Raw genomic sequence first — 22,721 nt, 5'->3', positions numbered from 1 at the left:
CTATGGTGTTAAAAAATCAAATTTTATTTCGAGCTGAAAAAAAACCAATAGTTTGGGATGCTTATTTTAAGAATGATAATAACCCTAAGCCAATAGTTGTTTTTTGTCATGGCTATAAAGGCTTCAAAGATTGGGGAAGTTGGGATTTGGTTGCTCAATATTTTTCTGAACAGGATGTTTTCTTCGTGAAATTTAATTTTTCACATAATGGCGGAACTGTTGATGACCCAATTGATTTTCCAGATTTGGAAGCGTTTGCTGAAAATAATTACACCAAAGAACTTGATGATCTGGACGATATATTGAACTTCATTCTTTCAAAGAATTTTAAATATAAAAATAACATCAACCCTGAACATATCATCTTAATTGGTCATTCCAGAGGTGGTGGGATTTCTATTATTAAAACTTCTGAAGATAAGGGTATTACTAAACTCATCACATGGGCGAGTATTTGTGATTTTGGAAAACGAACAGTCACTTCTGGAGAACTCGAACAATGGCGAAAAGAAGGCGTGAAATATGTTTTAAACGGAAGAACAAAGCAGCAAATGCCTCACAACTTTCAATTCTATGAAGATTTTAAAGCCAATGAAGAACGATTACATATCAAATCAGCTATAGAGCGTATTAGTGTCCCTGTTTTGATCATTCATGCAAAAGACGATCCTTCTGTTGCTTTTTCTGAAGCCGAAGCCTTACATTCATGGAATACTAATACTGAACTTATTCCTGTTGAAAACTCAAACCATGTATTTGGCTCCAGTCATCCATGGCGCTCAAATACGTTGCCTGAAACATTACAATTTACTGTAGAAAAAAGCTTAGATTTTATAAAAGCTGATTTAAAATAAAAATCCGTTGGCGCTTGCAAACAGATTTTGTGCTTGATGTGGAGAAGATGGGACTCGAACCCACGACCTTCCCGATGCCATCGGGACGCTCTAGCCAGCTGAGCTACATCCCCTTTTATTATTTTAATCCTCTTAATACAAGTACTGGTAGATTGCTATTAAAGTCTTTTTTAAGAATCGTATTATTTTCCCATGTCTTAACAAAAAACCCTCGCTTGCGTCTTACCACACACAACAAATCAGGATTGTTGTCCTTATAATGCTCCAGAACACCTTGAAAGGTTGTAGAGTTCTCTGTATGTGTCGTATTTGTGATCAAACTCGCCAAATCATCATTAACATCAAAGTCGCCTTTTTTATGATAAGGTGTTTTCACCAACAACAAATTTACAACAGATTTAAACTGATCTTTTATGGCCTTTAATGGTGTTAAAGCATTCTCTTGTTTTATAATAGCCGACTTAACCGCTAGTAATATTTTTACAATAGGCTTGTAGACATAGCCTTCAGGGATGATCAATGCAGGAATTTCAGTTTGTTTAATAATCTTTCCTGAAGTTTTTCCTAAATAGACCTCATCTTTAATAGAATTAGTTCGAGGTTCTAACAAAATAAGATCGATATTCAACGCTTCACAAACCAGTTCTAACGTGTCTATAAGTTTTCCTTTAAACGTTTTTACAATCACCTCAACGCCTTTGGTATCAATCTTTGCAACATGCTCATTTAAAAACGCTAAACTTTCACGTTCTAAAATATGATCTATCTTTATCATTGTACCTGCTTTTGTGTATACATTGTAAATTTGTACAACATAAAGTTTGGCACCAAAAGCTCTAGCAAAATCTACAGCATACTGTAAATGGCTTTCTGCATTTTTTGAGGATCCAACTGGAACAAGAATAGACTTCATAATCAAATATTTAAAAGTAACTTTGTGTAAATTTTGGCAAAGGTAACCATTAAAATGATACGTAGAGCAACACTAAAGGATATAGATCACATTATGGAAATGACCAAAGCTTGTGCTATCTACATGATTGGTCAGGGTATTTTTCAATGGAATGAGCACTATCCAAACCGAACAGCATTTGAACAGGATGTTGCCAGAGATGAACTTTATGTTTTGATTATAGATAGAGCTGTTTGTGGCTGTGTGGTAATCTCAACTCATATGGATGACGAGTATATTCCAATTGAATGGTTAACGCCTAATAACAATAATATTTATATTCATCGTTTAGCCATTCATCCTGATTACCAAGGAAAAGGGTATGCGCAACAACTCATGTCATTTGCTGAAAATTATGCTAAGCAAAACAACTTCTCTTCTGTAAGATTAGATACCTTTTCTCAAAACAAAAGAAATCAAAAATTTTACGAACTTCGTGGCTATCAAAAACTGGGTGATATTTATTTTCCGAAGCAAAGTGAACACCCATTTCATTGTTACGAATTGGTCTATTGAAAACAGATATCACATTAAAAAATATCAACAAACTCGCCATTCCAGCGTTAATCTCTGGAGTAGCTGAACCTATCTTATCCTTAACCGATACTGCTATCATAGGTAATGTAGATTTTAATGCTGCCGAATCTCTGGCTGCAGTAGGTATTGTTGGAACCTTCATCTCAATGCTCATTTGGGTTTTAGGTCAAACCCGAAGTGCTATTTCGTCTATTGTGTCTCAACATCTTGGCGCTAACCAATTGGATAAGGTTAAAAACCTACCTGCTCAGGCGATCTTTATTATTACCTCGATCAGTATTTTAATCATCATTGCTACGCTTCCGTTTTCATCTCAAATTTTTAAGCTTTATAATGCTTCAGACCTTATTCTGGATTATAGTGTCGATTACTATGGCATACGTGTGTTCGGGTTTCCATTCACACTATTCACCATTGCCATCTTTGGAACCTTCAGAGGACTTCAAAACACCTTTTATCCTATGATAATCGCTATTATAGGGACTATTGTCAATATTGTACTGGATTTTACTTTTGTCTATGGAATTGAAGGTGTCATCAATCCAATGCATATCAAAGGTGCTGCCTGGGCAAGTGTCATTGCACAGGTCTCTATGGCATTGTGTTCGGCTTACTTTCTACTGAAAAAGACAGATATTTCATTACGAGTCACATTTCCGTTTAATGAAGAAATTAAAAATTTTATCTTGATGATTCTCAATCTCTTTGTGAGAACTTTGGCTTTAAATGCCACATTGTATTTTGCAACACGCTTTGCCACCTCTTATGGTACCGAATATATTGCAGCCTATACCATTGCTATCAATCTCTGGTTTTTGGGTGCTTTTATTATTGATGGTTATGCAAGTGCTGGAAACATACTCTCCGGAAAGTATTTAGGTGCAAAAAATTATAAAAAACTGGTTGAGCTAAGTCGCTTTTTAATAAAATGTGGTATTGGTGTTGGTATTATTTTGACCATTTCAGGGTTGGCAACTTATAACTTTATTGGTTCTATTTTCACTAATGACTCTCTGGTACTAAAGGAATTCTATAATATATTTTGGATCGTACTTGCCATGCAACCATTTTGTGCTTTAGCATTTATCTTTGATGGTATGTTTAAAGGTATGGGTAAAATGAAGTTCTTGCGTAACCTTCTTATTTTATCTACAGGTCTGGTATTTATTCCTATTCTATTTTTGTTAGATCATTATAACCTTAAGTTATATGCTGTATTTATTGCATTAACATTCTGGATTATAGCCAGAGGTGTGCCACTAATTATAAAATTCAGACAACTATTTTTGTCACTTTCACAAAAGACGTAACTTTGGCACATAATGCACATTAAACATATGCTTTTTATAAATCTTTTACAGGATTCTACTGAACCAGATAAAGGCACAGGATATGAGATTGGATATGCTATTGGGCAAAACCTACCTTATATCTTGATCTTGATTGCAGCATTTTTTGTGATCAGATATTTTAAAAACAAATCGAAAAAATAATTCTTATGGATATCATGTCATTTTTTAGCGGAAGCGGATTATTCCTAATTTTAGGAATTGTGCTTGTTGTTGTATATTTCATAAATAGAAACAAACGTAGATAATGAGTAACATTCGTATTACAAAACAGTTTTCTTTTGAAACCGGACACGCATTATATGGTTACGACGGAAAATGTAAAAATGTACATGGTCATAGTTACCGCTTAGATGTTACAGTAATAGGGCAGCCTATAACCGACACCTCTAACGTAAAGTTTGGAATGGTTATCGATTTTAGTGATCTAAAGAAAATCGTCAAAGAAGAGATTGTAAATGTCTTTGACCATGCTACTGTATTTAACAAAAACACTCCTCATGTTGAACTCGCTAAAGAGCTAGCCGATAGAGGACATAATGTGTTATTAGTAGATTATCAACCTACTAGTGAAATGATGGTGATTGATTTTGCTGAAAAAATAAAAAGTCGATTACCAGATACTATCAAGTTACATTCTTTAAAACTACAAGAAACAGCTACATCTTACGCACAGTGGTTTGCTTCAGATAATGACTAAATCGAATCACATATCAGTTCCTGACGGTAAAAAAATTTATTTTGCATCAGACAATCATTTGGGTGCTCCAAATAAAGAGGCGTCTTTGCCACGTGAGAAGAAATTTGTTGCATGGCTAGATGAGATCAAGCACGATGCAGCGGCAATTTTCTTATTAGGAGATCTTTTCGATTTTTGGTTTGAATATAAAACCGTTGTCCCAAAAGGGTTTGTAAGAACTCTGGGGAAACTTGCTGAAATTAGTGATTCTGGTATCCCAATTTATTTTTTTGTGGGTAACCACGATCTCTGGATGAATGGCTATTTTGAAAACGAGCTTAATATTCCAGTATATCACAAACCACAAGAATTTACATTCAATAACACCTCTTTTTTCATTGCTCATGGTGATGGTTTAGGGCCTTACGATAAAGGTTATAAACGAATGAAAAAAGTATTTACCAATCCTGTTTTTAAATGGTTCTTTAAATGGCTTCATCCCGATATTGGTGTTCGTATTGCACAATACATGTCGGTTAAAAATAAATTGATTTCAGGTGAACATGATGCAACGTATTTAGGTGAAGATAAAGAGTGGTTAATTTTATACAGCAAATCTAAACTAAAAGATTCTCATCACGACTATTTCATCTACGGACATCGGCACTTACCTATGGAAGTTCCATTAGAGAACAACTCTAAATACGTAAATCTCGGAGACTGGATTGACTATTATACCTATGGCGTTTTTGATGGTAAACATTTCGCATTGAAAACTTACAAGTCATAAGCTATTCTTCATTTTCATGGGCTGCAACATCAGCTCTTAAATCCAACTTTCTGAAATATGGAGAACCAATAGCTGTTGCAATGACAACAATCAAAGTCATAGTACCACCAAAAACCACAGCAGTTACTGTTCCCATGAGTTTGGCTGTTAATCCACTTTCAAAAGCACCTAATTCATTTGATGATCCAACAAACATAGAATTTACCGAGGAAACACGACCTCTCATATGGTCAGGTGTTTTTAACTGAAGGATGGTTTGACGAATCACCATCGATAATCCATCGGTAACACCACTAAAGAACAGTGCAACAACAGAGATCCAGAACACAGAAGACAGTCCAAAAACAATAATACATACACCAAATCCAAATATAGCACCTAGCAATTTTAGTCCTGCATTTTTGCTAATTGGTAAATAAGCGGTAACAAACATCATTAAAAATGCACCAACCGCTGGAGCAGCTCTCAACACACCAAACCCTTCAGAGCCAACTTCCAAAATATCCTGAGCAAAAACGGGAAGTAAGGCTACAGCACCTCCAAACAATACAGCAACCATATCAAGTGTAAGTGCTCCCAAAATAGCTTTAGAATTTCTAACAAACTGCACTCCTTCCTTTAAACTTTGCCAGACTGGTTCACCGATATTAGGGTTTAAAATTGGTTGTTTACCAATTCGGAAAAGAACAAGCAAAGAAAACATGACCAAACCAAAAACAATCAATAATGACCAATGCACTCCCATTTGATCATTTTCACCAAGCCAATGAATTGAAAAACCTGCAAAAGCAGGTCCTAAAACCGAAGCCACCTGTCGTATTGAGCTATTCCAAGTTGCTGCATTAGGATATACACGCTTTGGAACAATTAAAGCAACCAAAGAGAAAATTGTTGGTCCGAAAAACGATCGCAGAAAACCTCCAAAAAATACTAATGCGTAAATAGCGTATAATACATATTTAGAGGACCAATCGGCAACTAAAGTAGGTGAGGTTAATAAAAATAATCCCAAACTAATTAATGAGAATGCAGCAATACAAAGTGCCAATAGGTTTCGCTTTTCCTTTTGATCTACAATATGACCCGCAAATAGTGCCATAGAGAATGCTGGAATAATTTCCATCAAACCTATTAATCCCAATGACCATGGATCTTTGGTAATCGAGTAGACTTGCCATTCAATAATTATAAATTGCATAGTCCATGCAAATATCAAAGCAAATCTCACAATCAAAAATGTGTTGAATTCACGATATCGAAGTGCAGCGTATGGGTCTTTTTTGGACAATTTTAGTGACTATAGTAGGTATCAAAGGTAGATAAAATGTGGGTGGTAATAAAATGAAAAATTGAAATCATAAATTCTGATATCTTCATTAGTACTGCCTGAAGTTTAGGAATGGTTTACGCTTTGATATCGCGTAACTTTAATTGCAAACTCACATGTCCTTGCCAATGGTTTTCATCGATAGAATAAACAGCATTAAACGGTTTCCTATTTTGGATATAGTCTAATTTTTGTCCTAAATTAAATCCAATACCAACTATGTTTTGATGCCCTTGAGTGGCAGTTAGCCGCAAATGCTTATCATCTTCACCAACACATTTACCATAACCCGTATCTCTTAGGTTTTCAGTCATAAAGATAGGTGTCATATTTCCTGGTCCAAATGGAGCAAACTGACGAATAATTCTATAGAATTTTGGTGTGATATCGCATAACTCAATTTTAGCATCAATTTTAATTTCTGGAGTTAACAAGTTGCGGTCAATGGTTTTAGAGACCTCATCTTCAAAAGCTTGTTTAAAAGCTTCATAATTTTCCTCTTTCAGAGTTAATCCAGCAGCATACTTATGGCCACCAAACTGTTCAATATGTTCACTACATGCTTGTAAAGCATTGTAAACGTCAAAACCAGAAACAGATCGCGCTGATGCCGCTAATTTATCTCCGCTCTTAGTAAATACCAGTGTTGGTCTGTAATACGTTTCCGTTAATCTTGATGCCACAATACCAATAACACCTTTATGCCAAGATTCGTGATATACAACAGATGTCATCCTATCTTCCTCTTTATTTTCAATAATTTGAGCAAGGGCTTCCTTTGTAATTAATTGATCGGTCTCTCTTCTGTCTAAATTAAATGTATTAATTTCTTCAGCGTAGGTTCTCGCTAGTGTTTCATCGGTTTCGGTTAATAAACTCACCGCATAGTTTCCATGTTTCATTCTACCAGCTGCATTGATTCTAGGGGCTACTATAAATACAACATCAGTAATGGTAAGTTCTTCTTTTTTAACTTGAGCAATAATCGCTTTTATTCCTGGTCGAGGGTTGGTATTAATAACTTGCAAACCGAAATAAGCCAAAGCACGATTTTCACCTGTAATAGGAACAATATCTGCGCCTATTGCAGTCGCCACCAAATCTAAATATTCACCTAAATCTTCAACACGTAAACCGTCTTTAGAGGCTAAGGCTTGGATTAGTTTAAATCCAACACCACAGCCACATAATTCTTTATAAGGATAATCACAATCGCCTCGTTTTGGATCCAGAACTGCAATAGCATTTGGTAAATTGTCTGCTGGTCGATGGTGATCACAAATGATAAAATCTATGCCTTTTTCCGAAGCATAAGCTACTTTGTCTATGGCTTTAACGCCACAATCTAATGCAATAATTAATGAAAAATCGTTGTCGTGAGCAAAGTCAATTCCTTTATAAGATACGCCATAACCTTCATCATAACGATCAGGGATATAAGTAGCAATTTGATCTGATTTGGTTTTTAAATAGGAAGACATCAAGGCTACAGATGTGGTTCCATCTACATCATAGTCGCCATAAACTAAAATATTCTCACCTTTAAGAAGCGCAGCTTCAATACGCTCAACCGCTTTGTCCATATCTTTCATTAGAAATGGATCATGTAAATCTGTTAGACTTGGGCGAAAGAACGTTTTAGCGGCTTCGTAAGTTGTAATGCCTCTTTGCACCAATAATTTAGCCACAGTAGTATCTACCTGAAGTGCTTTCTGCAGTTCTATAACCGTTTTAGAATCTGGTTTTGGTTTAAGTGTCCAACGCATACACTAATATAGAAAATTTTCGCTATATATTATGATAATGAATGGACGTTTTTACTTCTGCAAACTGTCTGAACATTTCCATCACGCCACAATACTTCTCTATAGAAAGATCTACAGCCTTTTTAATCTTCTCTTTATCAAGGTTGTCTCCATACATGTGATATTCGACTGAAACCTTGTTATAATATTTGGGATGCTCATCTGTTAATTCTCCATACGTATCAATTCTAAAATCTGAAAAAGGAACTTTCATCTTTTTTAAAATAGACACCACATCCAATCCAGAACAACCTGCAAGTGAAGACAACATCATAGCTTTTGGTGCTAAGCCAGAATTATAACCACCATTTTCGGGAGACGTATCCATGAGTAATGTTTTACCGCTTGGATTATCAGAATCAAATTGTAAATTTCCTTTCCAATGTGTGACTACTTTGTGTGACATAAATTATTGAATTTGTTATTAATTTATCTATCTTTAATATTGAAGTAAAGTTACGCAATGCATTAATATATCTAGATATGCTTAAGATAAAAATAATCTTTATAGTCCTTTTTTTAATTAACAGCTTCCTAGGTATTGCTCAAGACGGTAGTTTAGATAACTCCTTTGGAACCAATGGTCGTACTCAAGTGGATGTTTCTGAAACTAATTCTACAGGTGATGAATTGGCTTATGCTGTTGCTACAAATAGTAGCGGATACATATTTATAGTTGGTCAAACTAATGTCAATAATGTCACAACTCCTACCGTTTTGAAATTAGAACCTAATGGAACTCTCGATAGCTCGTTTGGTAATTCAGGTGTTTTATTTAAAGATCTTGGAGTAGACAGCACGTTTGAAGATATTAATATATTACAGGACGACTCCATGCTCATCAGTGGTGTTCTAAATCCTTTCTCGATTCCTAGCATGAGGAACCCAATGATTGCAAAACTTTTATCAGATGGTTCAATTGACACTTCGTTTGGAACTAACGGACTCTTAAGCCCTTTTCCAGATGATAATGCATTATTTATCTGGACCATATCTAACAATGAGACAATTTATACAGCAGGAACAATTTCAGATACTAATAATACTGATTTTGCTTTAAGACGATTTTTATCAAATGGGACTATCGACACCTCTTTTGGAACAAACGGAATAGTTTCCTTTGATATTGAAGGTGTACCCTTTCAATCAAATGCAATTGCTATTTCTAATGATAATAAAATACTATTAAATGGTGTTCTCACAAATAATGGAATGTCTTCTAATGTATTAATAAGGCTTAATTCTGATGGTAGTTTAGACTCCTCTTTTGGAACCAATGGAATAGTATCTATTGCTTTAAATTCAGAATACAGATGTCAAATTGAAGTGTATGAGAATGACTATTTAGCTGTGTTGTATTCTCGGTACGATATAAACTTTGAATTTGTTGACAACCAAATCATGCGTTTTAATACCGATGGAGTTTTAGACTTGTCTTTTGGAAATAATGGTATTTTGATACCAAGTCCAACTATTACTAATCTCGCCTCAACTGAAATCATAATACAAGACAATCAACGCCTTTTACTATTTGGCGAAATTACTAATTTTATGGAAGGTGGTGGAGCTCCATACCTAAACAGATATCTTTTAGATGGCACAGAAGACCCTAGCTTTAATCACTCAGGAAATGATATAGACTATTACGCTAGTGATTTTATGCTCCAAGAGAATGGTAAAATTTTATGCCTTGGCACAACACCTTGGTACACTGGTATTGAAGATATGGTTATTGAGCGTTATAATAATACAACACTCTCGGTTGAAAACTTCAATTATAAGACCCTTAAATTATATCCTAATCCTACTAGTGGATTATTTACTATTGAAAGCTCAATTGTTTTAAATTACTTACCATACGACGTTATTGATTTAACAGGAAAAGTTATTAGCTCAGGACAACTGAATGGATTTACCACTGACATTGGTCTTTCCAGTTTACCAAATGGTGTTTATTTTTTAAAAGTATTAGATGCTTCTTATCGAGTGCTAATAAATAACTAAAGTTTTGTAATTTGGAGCTCTAAACTTTAAGAAAAATATCAATGGCATTAGTTACACCTTTATCTCCTGAACACGATCCAGAAACAAAACAACTTGCCGAATTTTTTAATGAAACCCTTGGGTTTTGTCCAAATTCGGTATTGACTATGCAACGTCGCCCAGCCATCTCTAAAGCATTTATCAATTTAAATAAAGCGGTCATGGCCAATGAAGGTCGAGTTACTTCAGCGCTAAAGCGAATGATTGCTTGGGTGTCCAGTAACTCAACAGGTTGTAGATACTGTCAGGCACATGCCATTCGTGCTGCTGAACGATATGGCGCAGAACAAGAACAATTGGATAATATTTGGGACTACAGAACTCATCCTGCGTTTTCTGAGGCTGAGCGTGCTGCATTAGATTTTAGCCTAGCGGCTTCTCAGGTTCCAAATGCTGTAGATGCAACTATTAAAAAACGTTTATACGAGCATTGGAGTGAAGGCGAAATTGTTGAAATGCTCGGTGTGATCTCGCTTTTCGGTTACCTCAACCGTTGGAACGATTCTATGGGAACTGATATGGAAGAAGGTGCTATAGAAAGTGGAAATCAATATTTAGGGAAACACGGATTTGAAGTGGGAAAACATGATGGTTCTAAATATTAAATAATCTTTTATCCTAAAGTAACAGGTAATACAATACGCTATAAACCTCTTCAGAAATGAAGAGGTTTTTTTATAGTGTCTTTTTTATTATTTGTTTCAATTCAGGTAAAACAGTCTTGTCAAACCAAGGATTCTTACTGAGCCAAAATCGATTTCTCGGACTCGGATGTGGTAATACAAAATACTTAGGAAGATAGTCTTCATAATGTGCAACTGTCTCTGTTAAAGTGCGCTTAGCTTGTTCTCTTAAATAATATTTCTGGGCATACATCCCTATTAGAATCACCAATTCAATGCTATTCATATGATCAAATAAAGATGAATGCCATTGAGGTGCACACTCTGGTCGTGGTGGTAGATCTCCACTTTTTCCTTTTCCAGGATAACAAAATCCCATGGGTATAATAGCAAATTTGGTCTCGTCGTAAAAATCGGTATCAGACACGTTAAGCCATTTGCGTAACTGTTTTCCTGAAGCGTCATCCCAAGGAATTCCTGAAGCATGTACTTTCGTTCCTGGTGCCTGACCAATAATAACAATTTTAGAATCTGGATGTCCTGTAGCTATGGGTCGTGGACCTAGGGGTAAATGCTGTTCACAGATCTTGCATTGGCGTATATCACGAAGTAAATCTTCCATTAGCGTTGTCCTCCAACAATAATAACAATCTCACCTTTAGGAGTCTTTTTAGTGTAATACTCTAAAACATCTTTTGCCGTTCCTCTTATGGTCTCTTCATAGAGTTTTGTTAATTCACGAGAGACTGATACTGGTCTGTCCTCTCCAAAATATTCGCAGAAATTAGTGAGTGTTTTTATCAGTTTATGCGGACTCTCATAAAAGATCATGGTTCGAGATTCTTCAGCTAAAAATTTAAGTCGTGTTTGTCGTCCCTTCTTTACTGGAAGAAATCCTTCAAATACAAACTTATCATTGGGCAAACCAGAATTAACTAATGCTGGAACAAACGCTGTAGCACCAGGTAAACATTCTACGTCTATATCATGTTCAACACAGGCTCTTGTTAATAGAAATCCAGGATCTGAAATAGCTGGTGTTCCAGCGTCACTAATTAGCGCAATTGCCAATCCGCTTTTTAATTTTTGAATCAATTGATCCACCATTTTATGCTCATTGTGCATATGGTGACTTTGCATCTGAGTTCCAATCTCATAGTGTTTGAGTAATTTTCCGGAAGTACGTGTATCTTCAGCCAAGATCAAATCAACTTCATTTAGAACCTCAACAGCTCTAAATGTCATGTCTTTTAAATTTCCTATGGGTGTTGGTACTAAATAAAGTTTACTCATTGTTAGGGATTTCCTTTCAAATTTACAATGTTTTCATTTATCTTAACTAAGTGAACTTTTAAATAGTAAAGAGAATAGTTATGTAATATCTACAATTGATTTGGAAATCTAATCAAACTTGCGTTCAACGATGTTTATAAAGCGCTCTTCAAATTCTTCTTTACCTTCCCAGTTATTGTAATCTGGTTTAACCATAGTATTGATAAGAAGCAACGCATCATGTTTAGAACTTGTAGTTTTTAATTGAGATAATACACGCTCATAATCTTCAATTTTACCATCAAATAAGTGTTTAATAAAGGCCAGTTTATCATTAAGTCCAATATTTATTCCACCGTTTTTAAGTTTGTCATTTAAAGATTTTTTCTGGTTTTCATTCGCCTCAGATACAGGCTCAAAAACAGGAATCTCTTCAAAACCAGCTGTGATATCCTCTAAATGAGTTTTATGTTTTTTAGGCTCAGCAACAGCCGTTTCAACCATATCATCTATTTGCTGAGACTCCTGAGGCATTTGAGCAACCATATCTTTTATCTTTTCCATAACTGGTTCATAGATATGATCATCTTCTTTCTCATCTAGGTTAACATAAATCTTATCTTCAATCTCTATATTGTCACTTACTTTATTATTAAAAGCGGTATCTAACATTCCGAAGAACGAAGAATTACTCCCAATTGTTGGTAAGTCCCCTTCAAAATTTTCATTTGCAAATTTTAGGACACTCAATTTTTCGTAAAGTACAGCTACTTCAGCATGCATTTTTACAACATCTTCTTTTCCTTTCAGTTTTAAAATCCTGTGTGCAATGCTCATCAATTCTGCTTCCAGCTTCTTCTTCATAACTTTTAATTTTTATTCCCAAATAGGTTTTTGATTTTTAATAAATTTACGCCACCTTTATACAAAACGAACACTTGGTTGGTTTTAGTGTTAAAATTACAAAATGTTTCTCGAAAATACAGTAAATCATAAAGAACAATTTGGATGGATTGAAGTCATATGCGGCTCAATGTTCTCTGGTAAAACCGAAGAATTAATTCGCAGACTCAAACGCGCCCAATTTGCTAGACAAAAGGTAGAAATCTTTAAACCTGCAGTTGATGTTCGGTATGATGAGGACATGGTAGTTTCTCATGATTCTAATGAAATTCGATCTACTCCTGTCCCTGCTGCAGCAAATATTCCAATTTTAGCTGATGGTTGTGACGTTGTTGGAATTGATGAGGCTCAATTTTTTGATGATGAGATCGTAAGGGTTTGTAATGATCTTGCCAACAAAGGTATTCGTGTTATCGTTGCTGGATTAGATATGGATTTTAAAGGTAATCCCTTTGGACCAATGCCATACCTTATGGCAACAGCAGAATATGTTACCAAGGTACACGCCATTTGCACACGTACTGGTAATTTAGCACAATACAGCTACAGAAAAGCAACAAGTGATGCGTTAGTTCTTCTTGGAGAAGTTGACGAATATGAACCCTTAAGTCGAGCAGCTTTCTACAAGGCAATGTTGCGTGATAAAGTACGTAATATGAAAGTTAACGATGCGGAGGAAGTGACTAATAAAGACAGTAAATCCAATGCCTAAAGCCAAAGAGACTGTTCTTGAGATTGATTTAAAAGCACTCCAACATAACTTCGAGTATCTCAAATCAAAATTAAAAAGTAATACTAAACTACTAGCAGTGGTCAAGGCTTTTGCTTACGGTAGCGATGCCAATATCATTGCCAATTACTTACAAGATCTAAATGTCGATTATTTTGCCGTAGCTTATGTCAGTGAAGGTGTTGCATTGCGTAATGCCGGAATCACTACTCCTATCTTAGTTTTACATCCACAACCTACCAATTTCAAAACATTAATTGAACGATGCCTCGAACCTAGTTTATACAGTGCAAAAGTTCTAAACGAATTCATTTTGGTTGCTTCAGAAGAAAAACAAACCAACTATCCTGTACATATCAAATTCAATACAGGTTTAAACCGACTAGGATTCTGGGAAACTGATGTGGATGTTATCATTTCAAAACTTAAAAACACAACTGTAATACAAGTAAGATCTCTCTTCTCTCATCTTGCTGCAAGTGAAGATTTGAACGAGCAGGAATTTACGCAACAACAAATAAAAAGTTTCAAGAGTATTAGCGATTCGTTTTCTGATAAATTAGGATATAAACCTATACTTCATTTAACCAATACCTCAGGAATTATCAACTATCCTGACGCTCATCTGGACATGGTAAGAACAGGAATAGGATTATATGGTTTTGGAAACTCGACTGAAGAAGACAAACATCTTAAACCAGTTGCAACCCTTAAATCTGTAATCTCTCAGATTCACAACATTGAAAAAGGAGAAACCGTAGGTTACAACAGAGCCTACACAAGTAAAGGATTTGAAAAAACCGCGACAATACCCATAGGTCATGCTGATGGCATTGGCAGACACTATGGAAATCAAAAAGGACATGTGACTATCAACGGCCAAAACGCTCCAATTATTGGTAATGTTTGTATGGATATGATCATGGTGAATATTACTGATATAGATTGTCAGGAAGGTGATGAAGTGATTATCTTCGGAAAACACCCTAATGCATGCCAGTTTGCTGAAACTGGAAATACCATTTCTTATGAAATTCTTACGGCAATTTCACAACGTGTTAAACGCATGTTTTTAAAGTAATTAACATTTTTTTAAGGTAATTGTGACTTTTTAATTAAATTGGAGTCTAATTAACATATTTACTAACTAATAAACTTTTAAAATTATGTTGAAAGAATTTAAGAATTTTATAATGACTGGGAATGTCATTGATTTTGCTGTAGCAGTAATTATGGCAGGTGCTATCGGACTTGTAATCAATGGGTTTGTAGCAGACGTCATCATGCCAATTGTTGGTCATTTTGCAGGAGGCGTAGACTTTGCTAACCTGAAAGTTGTACTTACTGAAGCCTCAGGAGTAGAAGGAGAAGCAGATTATGTTGCTGAAAACGCTATTCGTTGGGGAAAATGGGTTAATACTATTGTAAATTTAATCATCGTTGGTTTTGTGATGTTTATGATTGTTAAAGCATACAACAAAACTAAAGCTCCAGCAGAAGAACCTGCTCCAGCAGGACCATCTGAAATTGATTTATTAACTGAAATCAGAGATGCATTAAAAAAATAGTAAGTAACTGATCGCTACACTATATATTTTAACTTAAACCGCTTCAATTAAGAAGCGGTTTTTTTATGGTTTTTTTTAGACCTTGGATTGATTTAATAATTACTTTTGTGTCTTCAATTTATATGTATTGTTATGAAAGTAGCTATTGTTGGTGCCACTGGACTAGTTGGCGAAGTTATGCTTAAAGTTCTTGAAGAACGCAATTTTCCTGTTTCTGAATTAATTCCTGTGGCTTCAGAACGTTCCATAGGTAAACTAATTACCTATAAAGGAACCGATTATAAGGTGGTTGGTATGCAAGATGCTATTGATCAACAACCAGACGTTGCTTTATTTTCAGCAGGAGGAAGCACATCGATAGAATGGGCTCCAAAATTTGCTGATGCAGGCATTACTGTTATTGATAATTCTTCAGCATGGCGAATGGATCAAACCAAACAATTAGTAGTACCCGAAATTAATGCACACAAGTTAACGGCTTCAGATAAAATCATTGCCAACCCTAATTGCTCCACAATACAAATGGTTGTCGCATTAGCACCTCTTCATAATAAATACAAGATCAAACGTATTGTAGTATCTACATATCAATCCATTACAGGAACAGGTGTGAAGGCAGTAAGACAATTAGAAAATGAATTAGCTGGTATTAGTGGAGAAATGGCCTATCCTTATCCTATTCACCAAAATGCAATTCCTCATTGTGATGTTTTTGAAGAGAATGGATATACTAAAGAGGAAATGAAACTGGTAAGAGAAACTCAAAAAATCTTAGATGATCGAACCATTGCCGTTACTGCTACTGCTGTTAGAATTCCTACTGCTGGTGGACATAGTGAGGCTGTTAATGTAGAGTTTGAAAACGACTTTGATCTCACCGAAGTTAGACACTTACTTAATCAATCTCCTGGTGTAGTTGTGCAAGACAATATAGATGTAAACACTTACCCAATGCCAATTTATGCCAATGGGAAAGACGATGTGTTTGTAGGAAGAATTCGAAGAGATGGCTCTCAACCAAACACATTGAATTTATGGGTAGTGAGTGATAACCTTAGAAAAGGAGCAGCAACAAATACCATTCAAATTGCTGAATATTTATTAGCTCATAAATTGTTGTAATTTCCCGTAATTTTATGGTAGGGTTTTAGCGGTTTAAGTTGTTTTATTTACGACAACTTTGTCTTATTTTAAAACAGAACGAAAATCATATATTTTTTAATGTTTGAATCCTTGTTGTCTGATAAAAAGTGTATTACAACTAATTAATTGTACGGATTGTTTGGTTTGTGATTATATTTACTATCCAAATTTTACTGTAAATGTTAAAAAATTACCTAAAATTACTCAGCTTATTAGCTCTTATTTCAAGTTATTATTCTTGTAGTGAAGACGATAATTATGTTGCAGTAACTATTCAAACAAATTCAGACAGTGCTGAAGTATCACAAAACAGTTCCATTTCAATTGATGTCCTGTCCAATGATACCAATGTTCCAGAAAATGGTGCATTAACAGCAACAGCGCCACAAAATGGAACTACTCAGGTTTTGGATTCTAATTCCACGCCTGGAAACCCATCAGATGATACTATCCTTTACACACCAAACTCAGGTTACGAAGGAACAGATACTTTCCAATACACCATTTGTGATGACAATAACAATTGTGGTACGGGAACCGTTACTGTAACTGTCACACCTGTGTCTCCTGTAATTGCAAATTTAGAAGATATGCCATATGCTACACTTTCAGAATATAACTTCTTTGAAGGTGAGCTTAAAGATTTAGACCCTGTTTTTGGTGTCTTACCTTATGACATTAACTCACCACTATTTAGTGATTATGCTCATAAAAAACGTTTTGTGTGGATGCCTAACGGAACTAAAGCTAATTATGCCAGTGATTTTACTCCTTTAGATTTTCCTCTAGGAGCTGTACTGATCAAGAATTTTTATTATGACAATGTTCAACCTCTAAACGTCACCAGAATTATCGAAACCCGATTAATGTACATGACAAATGATGGCTGGGAGTTTGCAAAATATGTATGGAATGATGAGCAAACAGAGGCAACCTTCGATAATTCGGGTAGTTTTACTGATGTTGAATGGATTGAAAATGGACAAACCAATAACGTAACCTACAGAATTCCTTCAAGGAATGAATGTTTTACTTGTCATAATAAATTTGGAACTCCTGTCCCAATTGGTCCAAAACCACAAAATTTAAATAGAGACATTGCTTACGCCGAAGGCACAACAAATCAATTGCAAAAATGGATTGAAGTTGGGTATTTAGAAAACAACTTACCTACCTCAATAGAATCTACAGTACAATGGGATGATGAGTCTCAAGACCTTCATTTAAGAGTACGATCATATTTAGACATTAATTGTGCACATTGTCACTCGGAAGAAAGCTATTGCGAGTATAGACCAATGCGTTTCGGATTTAACGAAAATGAAGATGATACCAATAAAGGTGTATGTGTTCCGCCTGACACCCAAATTTCAGGAACAAGCCATATTATCGTTCCCGGAAATATTGATGCCTCAGTGCTGAGATTCAGAATAAATTCTATTGAAGAACAAGATAGAATGCCAATTATTGGTAGAACATTAAAACACAAAGAAGGTGTTAGGCTAATCGAAGAATGGATAAATTCTCTTGACGGAGAATGCGAATAAATTAAACAAAGAGTTATGAAATCAAAATTACTATTATTAACCGCTTTATCTTTGGCTTTCTGTATCGAAAGTTTCGGACAACCAGCCAACGATACTATTGGTGGAGCAATTCCAATTACACCTTCTGCTGAAGGTACAGGATGCGCTTCTCCTACATTTAATTTGCCATTTTCTAGTGATGGCACAACAGATAGTGGTGTTCAGGGATCTTGTAGAACATCTGGAAAAGACCAGTTTTTTACATGGACTGCTACCACAACAGGTTTGTTTTTCTCATCTCAAAGTCCTGGTGACCCAGGAATAGTAGTTTGGGATGCTACAGGAACTACAGAAATCGCATGTACAGATACCTTTGCTTCTGAAAGTATAAATGGATGGAATATTGGTGATGACCTCATCATTCAAATCTATGATTTTACAGGAGCAGATTCTGACGTCGCATTTTGCTTAGAAGCTGTTAATTATGTTCCACCTCCACCAATGCCAGTTACATTTAACTCTCAAGCTTCAGGAACATCTGGTAGTTATAGAATTGCTGTCGTTGACATGAACGGAGATTTCTTAGATGATATGGTATCTATATCAACAACCAATGTCAATATTAGAGAACAAAATCCATCTGGTGGTTTTACAACAAAAAATATTACAACTAGTAGTGCCGATTTCGTGCCTTCTTGGAGTTTGGCTGCTGCAGATTATGACAGAAATGGTTATACCGACTTACTTTACGGTAATGGCTCTGGTGTAACTTTTATGAGAGCAAACAATACAGGTACTGCATTTACAGAAATATCAGGACCACAATATGTATTCTCTCAACGATCTAACTTTGTCGATATTAATAACGATGGTAATCTTGATGCCTTTGTTTGTCATGATGTCGCTCCAAATGTATACTACATGAACGATGGAAATGGCAACCTGACATTTAATCAAGGTGGTCTTGGAGACTATCCTTCAGGTGGTAATTACGGTTCTATCTGGATTGATTATGACAACGATAGAGATTTGGATATGTTTATTGCAAAATGTGGAGGAGAAACAGCAAGAAGAGTCAATCAAATGTTTACAAATGATGGTAATGAGAACTATACTGAAAACGCTGCCGCACTTAACTTAGCAGATCCAATGCAAACATGGTCTGCTGCTTGGGGAGATTTTGATGGAGATGGAGATATGGACGCGTTTGTTGGAGCAAGTTCAGGGGCACATAAAATGATGAGAAACAACCTTATTGGTGCAGGAACGAATGACTTTACAGATGTAACAGCTACAACGGGAATTAATGCTCTTACCAGTAATTCAACTGAAACCGTGACTTTTGATTTTGATAATGATGGTAATTTAGACTTAGTTTCAGGAGGTAATATTTTATTCGGAAATGGTGACATGACATTCAATCTATACACTAATGTATTTCCTGGTTCTGGTTCTTATGGTGACTTAAATGATGATGGATATATTGATGCTTTCAACTCTGGTTCTCTTTTTATCAATAATGCTGAAAGTAATAATAACTGGATAAAAATTCACACGATTGGAACTATTAGTAATATCAACGGAATTGGTGCACGAGTTGAAGTTCACACAAATTCTGGTGTGAAAATCAGAGATGTAAAAAGTGGAGACGGTTTCAGATATATGAACTCGTTAAATACTCATATTGGACTTGGCTCTGAAAGCGCTATCAACAGTGTCGTTGTATATTGGCCATCTGGTGTTGTTGACACCATTAACAACCCATCAATTAATAGTCCTTTAGAAATTACAGAAGGTGAGACATTATCATTGGAAAACTCTCTAACAGATGAGTTGATCATATATCCAAACCCAGCTAAAGATGTAATAAACATTAAATCTTTAGAACTGAATGATTCAGCAATTTATACCGTTTTTGATATTACTGGAAAGCGTGTATTAAATTCAAAACTTGAATCTTCATCAATTGACATTTCAAACCTAACTCCCGGAAATTATATTTTAAGAATTATTTCAGGAACGAAAATAAAAAGTCAAAAGTTTATCAAAAACTAAATGAAAAAGCCTCTAAGTTATTAATTTAGAGGCTTTTTTCTTATTTTTATCAACTTTCTTAATTAATCAAAGCTTAATCCATGAAAAAAATTACACTTGTACTCTTTCTATTTTGTACATATCTAAGTTTTTCCCAAACATTAAACCAACCTGCAAACTGGCCAAATTCAAACTGGACTCTAACTGGATCTTATAATTCTGCTTCCAATGTACTTGAAGCAAATCCAACAACTACAGATATAAATTTCGCTTATGATGATGATGATGCTGGTAGTGGTAATCAAGACACCATTGCTGCCGAATCACCAGTTATAGACCTTACTGCTGCTTCTAATGCAAATGAAAGTTGGATTACTGTTGGTTCTAGTTATGTATTTCATTCACTTGGAGGTCTTTTACAAATTCAATATTGGGACGCTGATGCAAGTAACTGGGTAGTTTGGGGAAATACGCTTACTGGAACTACGACAAGTGTAAATAATAATTTTTGTACTGGTGATTATGTATCCTTCTCTTCTGAAGCATTAGATATTTCATCATTTAGTGCTAATCAATTAGCTAATTTTAGATATAGAATATCTTATGACGATTCACCTGTAGGTGCGTTTTGGGATTGGGGGTTTTGTTTTCAATCACCAACTATAAGTTCTCAATTGCCTCCAGCATGTCCTAACATATCAAATCTATCTGTTGCAAACGTAGCTGTAAATACGGCAAGTGTTTTTTGGCAGGCAGGTGGTAGTGAGCCAAGCTGGGAAATTGTTTTACAAACAGCAGGTTCTGGAGTTCCTTCGGGATCAGGTATATCAACAACGTCAAACAATCCATATCCTCTAACAGGACTAAACTCAGGAACTAATTACGAAGTTTATGTAAGAGGGTTCTGCGGTGGTTCAGATTATAGTAATTGGATAGGACCTGTGTCTTTTACAACATTAACACCTTCGAGAGTTAACTTTATCACAGAGTCTATGCCAATTAGTGGTTACGACTTAACTGTAGTTGATATGAATGGTGATCATTTAGATGACATTGTATCAGCAACAAGTACTAATGTAAACATCCACTATCAATTAGCATCTGGTGGTTTTAATGAAGTAAACATCACTACTTCATCTGCAAACTTCTTGCCTACATGGAGTATGGCTGCAGCTGATTATGATGGAAATGGGCATACAGACCTACTTTATGGCGCAGGAAATGGAGTGACCTTTATGAGAGCTAATAGCACTGGAACTGGATTTACAGAAATATCTGGTTCAGAATATGTGTTCTCGCAACGATCAAATTTTGCCGATATCAATAACGATGGTCATTTAGATGCGTTTGTTTGTCATGATGTGGCTCCAAATGTATATTACATAAACGATGGTAATGGTAATTTAACATTTAATCAAGGTGGACTTGGTGATTACTCTTCTGGTGGAAATTATGGATCTATCTGGATTGATTATGATAACGATAGAGACCTTGATATGTTCATTGCTAAATGTGGTGGTGAAACAGATAGAAGAAGAAATAATATGCTCACCAATAATGGTGACGGTACCTATACTGAAAATGCTGCGATCTTAGGCTTGGATGACCCAATGCAAACATGGTCTTCTTCCTGGGGAGATTATGATAATGATGGAGATATGGATCTTTTTGTTGGTGCAAGTTCTGGAGCCCATAAACTCATGAGAAATGATGGTAATGGCGTTTTTGTTGATGTAACTGCAGCAGCTAATGTAAGTTCTGCTCCAACAGGTCATGAGAATGTAAGTTATGATTTTGATAATGATGGATTCTTAGATATTGCTTGTAATGGAATGATCATGTACGGTAAAGGTGATATGACGTTTGAAGATCTTGATGCTAACCAGATCAATTATAAAAATGGTTCTTTTGGAGACCTAAATAACGATGGTTTCATAGACACTTACTATAATGGTATTATATACAGAAATGCTACAACACCAAACAACTGGATCAAAATTAATACTGTTGGAACAGTAAGTAATATTGATGGAATTGGTGCAAGGGTAGAACTTTATACAAGTGCAGGAGTTCAAATTAGAGATGTGAGAAGTGGTGAAGGTTTTGAATTTATGAGTACAATCAATACACACTTCGGAATTGGATCATTAACAGAAATTGACAGTGTTGTTGTATATTGGCCTTCAGGAATTATTGATACTATCACTGACCCTGATATCAATTCTCCTCTAGAAATAATAGAAGGCGATACACTTAGTTTAGAAAACTCATTTGTAAATGACTTAGTAATTTATCCTAATCCAGCTAAAGATGTATTAAACATTTCTACTACTGATAATTTACAAGATGCTATTTACACCATTTTTGACATCAATGGCAAACGTGTTATAAATTCGAAATTAGATCAAAACACCATTGATGTAAGCACTCTTAATACTGGAAACTACATCTTAAGAATAGTATCTGGTAATAGTATTAAAAGTCAAAAATTTATCAAACAATAAACAATCTTAATGATATCTTAAAAAAGCCTTTACATTCAAATGTAGAGGCTTTTTTGTTTATTTTTGGTTACAACTAATCAAG

Annotated in this window: 22 protein-coding genes and 1 tRNA gene; 15 read left to right on the top strand and 8 right to left on the bottom strand. The window is 35.3% G+C overall.

Annotation, left to right across the window (positions count from 1 at the left end):
- The first annotated feature begins 2 nt into the window (after positions 1 to 2).
- On the top strand, positions 3 to 854 hold the full coding sequence (locus Q0951_RS01055) for an alpha/beta hydrolase fold domain-containing protein (RefSeq protein WP_299333131.1): 852 nt from the start codon (positions 3 to 5) through the stop codon (positions 852 to 854).
- A gap of 39 nt (positions 855 to 893) precedes the next feature.
- Here the strand turns inward: Q0951_RS01055 and Q0951_RS01050 are convergent.
- Both Q0951_RS01050 and Q0951_RS01045 read right to left on the bottom strand, forming a co-directional pair.
- Positions 894 to 967, bottom strand: a tRNA-Ala gene (locus tag Q0951_RS01050).
- 5 nt (positions 968 to 972) lie between these two features.
- Positions 973 to 1,767 carry a universal stress protein gene (locus tag Q0951_RS01045; RefSeq protein WP_299333129.1) on the bottom strand — a complete coding sequence of 265 codons (795 nt, stop codon included), beginning with the start codon at positions 1,765 to 1,767 and terminating at the stop codon, positions 973 to 975.
- Positions 1,768 to 1,821: 54 nt separating this feature from the next.
- Between Q0951_RS01045 and Q0951_RS01040 the strand changes: the two genes are divergently transcribed.
- From Q0951_RS01040 to Q0951_RS01020, 5 genes are all read left to right on the top strand, one after another.
- Entirely contained in the window at positions 1,822 to 2,322 is a 501-nt protein-coding gene (locus tag Q0951_RS01040) for a GNAT family N-acetyltransferase (protein WP_299333126.1), read from the top strand.
- Positions 2,319 to 3,653 carry an MATE family efflux transporter gene (locus tag Q0951_RS01035; protein ID WP_299333123.1) on the top strand — a complete coding sequence of 445 codons (1,335 nt, stop codon included), beginning with the start codon at positions 2,319 to 2,321 and terminating at the stop codon, positions 3,651 to 3,653. The genes Q0951_RS01040 and Q0951_RS01035 overlap by 4 nt, the downstream gene beginning before the upstream one ends.
- A 27-nt stretch (positions 3,654 to 3,680) precedes the next feature.
- On the top strand, positions 3,681 to 3,836 hold the full coding sequence (locus Q0951_RS01030) for a hypothetical protein (protein ID WP_299333120.1): 156 nt from the start codon (positions 3,681 to 3,683) through the stop codon (positions 3,834 to 3,836).
- A gap of 103 nt (positions 3,837 to 3,939) precedes the next feature.
- Positions 3,940 to 4,392 carry a 6-carboxytetrahydropterin synthase gene (locus Q0951_RS01025; protein ID WP_299333117.1) on the top strand — a complete coding sequence of 151 codons (453 nt, stop codon included), beginning with the start codon at positions 3,940 to 3,942 and terminating at the stop codon, positions 4,390 to 4,392.
- 10 nt (positions 4,393 to 4,402) lie between these two features.
- Positions 4,403 to 5,161 (top strand): UDP-2,3-diacylglucosamine diphosphatase, encoded by a 759-nt coding sequence (locus tag Q0951_RS01020; protein ID WP_299333846.1) that lies wholly within the window; start codon positions 4,403 to 4,405, stop codon positions 5,159 to 5,161.
- A gap of 1 nt (position 5,162) precedes the next feature.
- Here the strand turns inward: Q0951_RS01020 and Q0951_RS01015 are convergent, their stop codons facing one another.
- The 3 genes from Q0951_RS01015 to Q0951_RS01005 form a co-directional block, all read right to left on the bottom strand.
- Positions 5,163 to 6,449, bottom strand: coding sequence for an MFS transporter (locus Q0951_RS01015; RefSeq protein WP_299333114.1), 1,287 nt, complete (start codon positions 6,447 to 6,449; stop codon positions 5,163 to 5,165).
- A gap of 116 nt (positions 6,450 to 6,565) precedes the next feature.
- Positions 6,566 to 8,254, bottom strand: coding sequence for a single-stranded-DNA-specific exonuclease RecJ (gene recJ, locus Q0951_RS01010; RefSeq protein ID WP_299333111.1), 1,689 nt, complete (start codon positions 8,252 to 8,254; stop codon positions 6,566 to 6,568).
- Between the two features lie 22 nt (positions 8,255 to 8,276).
- Positions 8,277 to 8,699, bottom strand: a complete 423-nt coding sequence (locus Q0951_RS01005) for an OsmC family protein (protein WP_299333108.1) — start codon at positions 8,697 to 8,699, stop codon at positions 8,277 to 8,279.
- A gap of 77 nt (positions 8,700 to 8,776) precedes the next feature.
- Between Q0951_RS01005 and Q0951_RS01000 the strand changes: the two genes are divergently transcribed.
- Positions 8,777 to 10,297, top strand: a complete 1,521-nt coding sequence (locus Q0951_RS01000; RefSeq protein WP_299333105.1) for a T9SS type A sorting domain-containing protein — start codon at positions 8,777 to 8,779, stop codon at positions 10,295 to 10,297.
- Positions 10,298 to 10,338: 41 nt separating this feature from the next.
- Positions 10,339 to 10,941, top strand: a complete 603-nt coding sequence (locus Q0951_RS00995) for a carboxymuconolactone decarboxylase family protein (RefSeq protein WP_299333102.1) — start codon at positions 10,339 to 10,341, stop codon at positions 10,939 to 10,941.
- A gap of 70 nt (positions 10,942 to 11,011) precedes the next feature.
- Here the strand turns inward: Q0951_RS00995 and Q0951_RS00990 are convergent, their stop codons facing one another.
- The 3 genes from Q0951_RS00990 to Q0951_RS00980 all read right to left on the bottom strand — a co-directional run bounded on the left by Q0951_RS00990 (position 11,012) and on the right by Q0951_RS00980 (position 13,095).
- Positions 11,012 to 11,581 carry a uracil-DNA glycosylase family protein gene (locus Q0951_RS00990; RefSeq protein ID WP_299333099.1) on the bottom strand — a complete coding sequence of 190 codons (570 nt, stop codon included), beginning with the start codon at positions 11,579 to 11,581 and terminating at the stop codon, positions 11,012 to 11,014.
- On the bottom strand, positions 11,581 to 12,252 hold the full coding sequence (gene rsmI / locus Q0951_RS00985) for a 16S rRNA (cytidine(1402)-2'-O)-methyltransferase (RefSeq protein WP_299333096.1): 672 nt from the start codon (positions 12,250 to 12,252) through the stop codon (positions 11,581 to 11,583). The genes Q0951_RS00990 and rsmI overlap by 1 nt, the downstream gene beginning before the upstream one ends.
- A 108-nt stretch (positions 12,253 to 12,360) precedes the next feature.
- Positions 12,361 to 13,095 (bottom strand): hypothetical protein, encoded by a 735-nt coding sequence (locus Q0951_RS00980; protein WP_299333093.1) that lies wholly within the window; start codon positions 13,093 to 13,095, stop codon positions 12,361 to 12,363.
- 103 nt (positions 13,096 to 13,198) lie between these two features.
- On the opposite strand from Q0951_RS00980, the gene Q0951_RS00975 reads away from it, so the two are divergent.
- The 7 genes from Q0951_RS00975 (at position 13,199) to Q0951_RS00945 (ending at position 22,639) form a co-directional block, all read left to right on the top strand.
- Positions 13,199 to 13,846, top strand: coding sequence for a thymidine kinase (locus Q0951_RS00975; RefSeq protein ID WP_299333090.1), 648 nt, complete (start codon positions 13,199 to 13,201; stop codon positions 13,844 to 13,846).
- Entirely contained in the window at positions 13,839 to 14,945 is a 1,107-nt protein-coding gene (alr, locus tag Q0951_RS00970) for an alanine racemase (RefSeq protein ID WP_299333087.1), read from the top strand. The genes Q0951_RS00975 and alr overlap by 8 nt, the downstream gene beginning before the upstream one ends.
- An 85-nt stretch (positions 14,946 to 15,030) precedes the next feature.
- Positions 15,031 to 15,432, top strand: coding sequence for a large conductance mechanosensitive channel protein MscL (gene mscL, locus Q0951_RS00965; protein WP_299333084.1), 402 nt, complete (start codon positions 15,031 to 15,033; stop codon positions 15,430 to 15,432).
- A gap of 132 nt (positions 15,433 to 15,564) precedes the next feature.
- Positions 15,565 to 16,554, top strand: a complete 990-nt coding sequence (locus Q0951_RS00960) for an aspartate-semialdehyde dehydrogenase (protein ID WP_299333081.1) — start codon at positions 15,565 to 15,567, stop codon at positions 16,552 to 16,554.
- A 200-nt stretch (positions 16,555 to 16,754) separates the two neighbouring features.
- Positions 16,755 to 18,122 (top strand): Ig-like domain-containing protein, encoded by a 1,368-nt coding sequence (locus Q0951_RS00955; protein ID WP_299333078.1) that lies wholly within the window; start codon positions 16,755 to 16,757, stop codon positions 18,120 to 18,122.
- Between the two features lie 15 nt (positions 18,123 to 18,137).
- Positions 18,138 to 20,156 (top strand): FG-GAP-like repeat-containing protein, encoded by a 2,019-nt coding sequence (locus tag Q0951_RS00950; RefSeq protein WP_299333075.1) that lies wholly within the window; start codon positions 18,138 to 18,140, stop codon positions 20,154 to 20,156.
- 80 nt (positions 20,157 to 20,236) lie between these two features.
- Positions 20,237 to 22,639: an FG-GAP-like repeat-containing protein gene (locus Q0951_RS00945; RefSeq protein WP_299333073.1), complete on the top strand. Its 2,403-nt coding sequence runs from the start codon at positions 20,237 to 20,239 to the stop codon at positions 22,637 to 22,639.
- The last annotated feature ends 82 nt before the right edge of the window (positions 22,640 to 22,721 follow it).

It is taken from the genome of uncultured Psychroserpens sp. (assembly GCF_947501425.1).
Taxonomy (GTDB): Bacteria; Bacteroidota; Bacteroidia; order Flavobacteriales; family Flavobacteriaceae; genus Psychroserpens.
The sequence above is the reverse complement of the archived record's forward strand: the minus strand, read 5'-3'. Positions and strand labels throughout refer to the sequence as shown.

Coding starts and splice junctions, on each gene's coding strand:
- Q0951_RS00995 (WP_299333102.1), top strand. CDS start 10,339: ATGGCATTAGTTACACCTTTATCTCCTGAACACGATCCAGAAACAAAA.
- Q0951_RS01045 (WP_299333129.1), bottom strand. CDS start 1,767: ATGAAGTCTATTCTTGTTCCAGTTGGATCCTCAAAAAATGCAGAAAGC.
- mscL (WP_299333084.1), top strand. CDS start 15,031: ATGTTGAAAGAATTTAAGAATTTTATAATGACTGGGAATGTCATTGAT.
- Q0951_RS00950 (WP_299333075.1), top strand. CDS start 18,138: ATGAAATCAAAATTACTATTATTAACCGCTTTATCTTTGGCTTTCTGT.
- Q0951_RS00945 (WP_299333073.1), top strand. CDS start 20,237: ATGAAAAAAATTACACTTGTACTCTTTCTATTTTGTACATATCTAAGT.
- alr (WP_299333087.1), top strand. CDS start 13,839: ATGCCTAAAGCCAAAGAGACTGTTCTTGAGATTGATTTAAAAGCACTC.
- Q0951_RS01030 (WP_299333120.1), top strand. CDS start 3,681: ATGCTTTTTATAAATCTTTTACAGGATTCTACTGAACCAGATAAAGGC.
- rsmI (WP_299333096.1), bottom strand. CDS start 12,252: ATGAGTAAACTTTATTTAGTACCAACACCCATAGGAAATTTAAAAGAC.
- Q0951_RS01005 (WP_299333108.1), bottom strand. CDS start 8,699: ATGTCACACAAAGTAGTCACACATTGGAAAGGAAATTTACAATTTGAT.
- Q0951_RS01000 (WP_299333105.1), top strand. CDS start 8,777: ATGCTTAAGATAAAAATAATCTTTATAGTCCTTTTTTTAATTAACAGC.
- Q0951_RS01040 (WP_299333126.1), top strand. CDS start 1,822: ATGATACGTAGAGCAACACTAAAGGATATAGATCACATTATGGAAATG.
- recJ (WP_299333111.1), bottom strand. CDS start 8,254: ATGCGTTGGACACTTAAACCAAAACCAGATTCTAAAACGGTTATAGAA.
- Q0951_RS01055 (WP_299333131.1), top strand. CDS start 3: ATGGTGTTAAAAAATCAAATTTTATTTCGAGCTGAAAAAAAACCAATA.
- Q0951_RS00960 (WP_299333081.1), top strand. CDS start 15,565: ATGAAAGTAGCTATTGTTGGTGCCACTGGACTAGTTGGCGAAGTTATG.
- Q0951_RS00990 (WP_299333099.1), bottom strand. CDS start 11,581: ATGGAAGATTTACTTCGTGATATACGCCAATGCAAGATCTGTGAACAG.
- Q0951_RS01025 (WP_299333117.1), top strand. CDS start 3,940: ATGAGTAACATTCGTATTACAAAACAGTTTTCTTTTGAAACCGGACAC.
- Q0951_RS00980 (WP_299333093.1), bottom strand. CDS start 13,095: ATGAAGAAGAAGCTGGAAGCAGAATTGATGAGCATTGCACACAGGATT.
- Q0951_RS00975 (WP_299333090.1), top strand. CDS start 13,199: ATGTTTCTCGAAAATACAGTAAATCATAAAGAACAATTTGGATGGATT.
- Q0951_RS00955 (WP_299333078.1), top strand. CDS start 16,755: ATGTTAAAAAATTACCTAAAATTACTCAGCTTATTAGCTCTTATTTCA.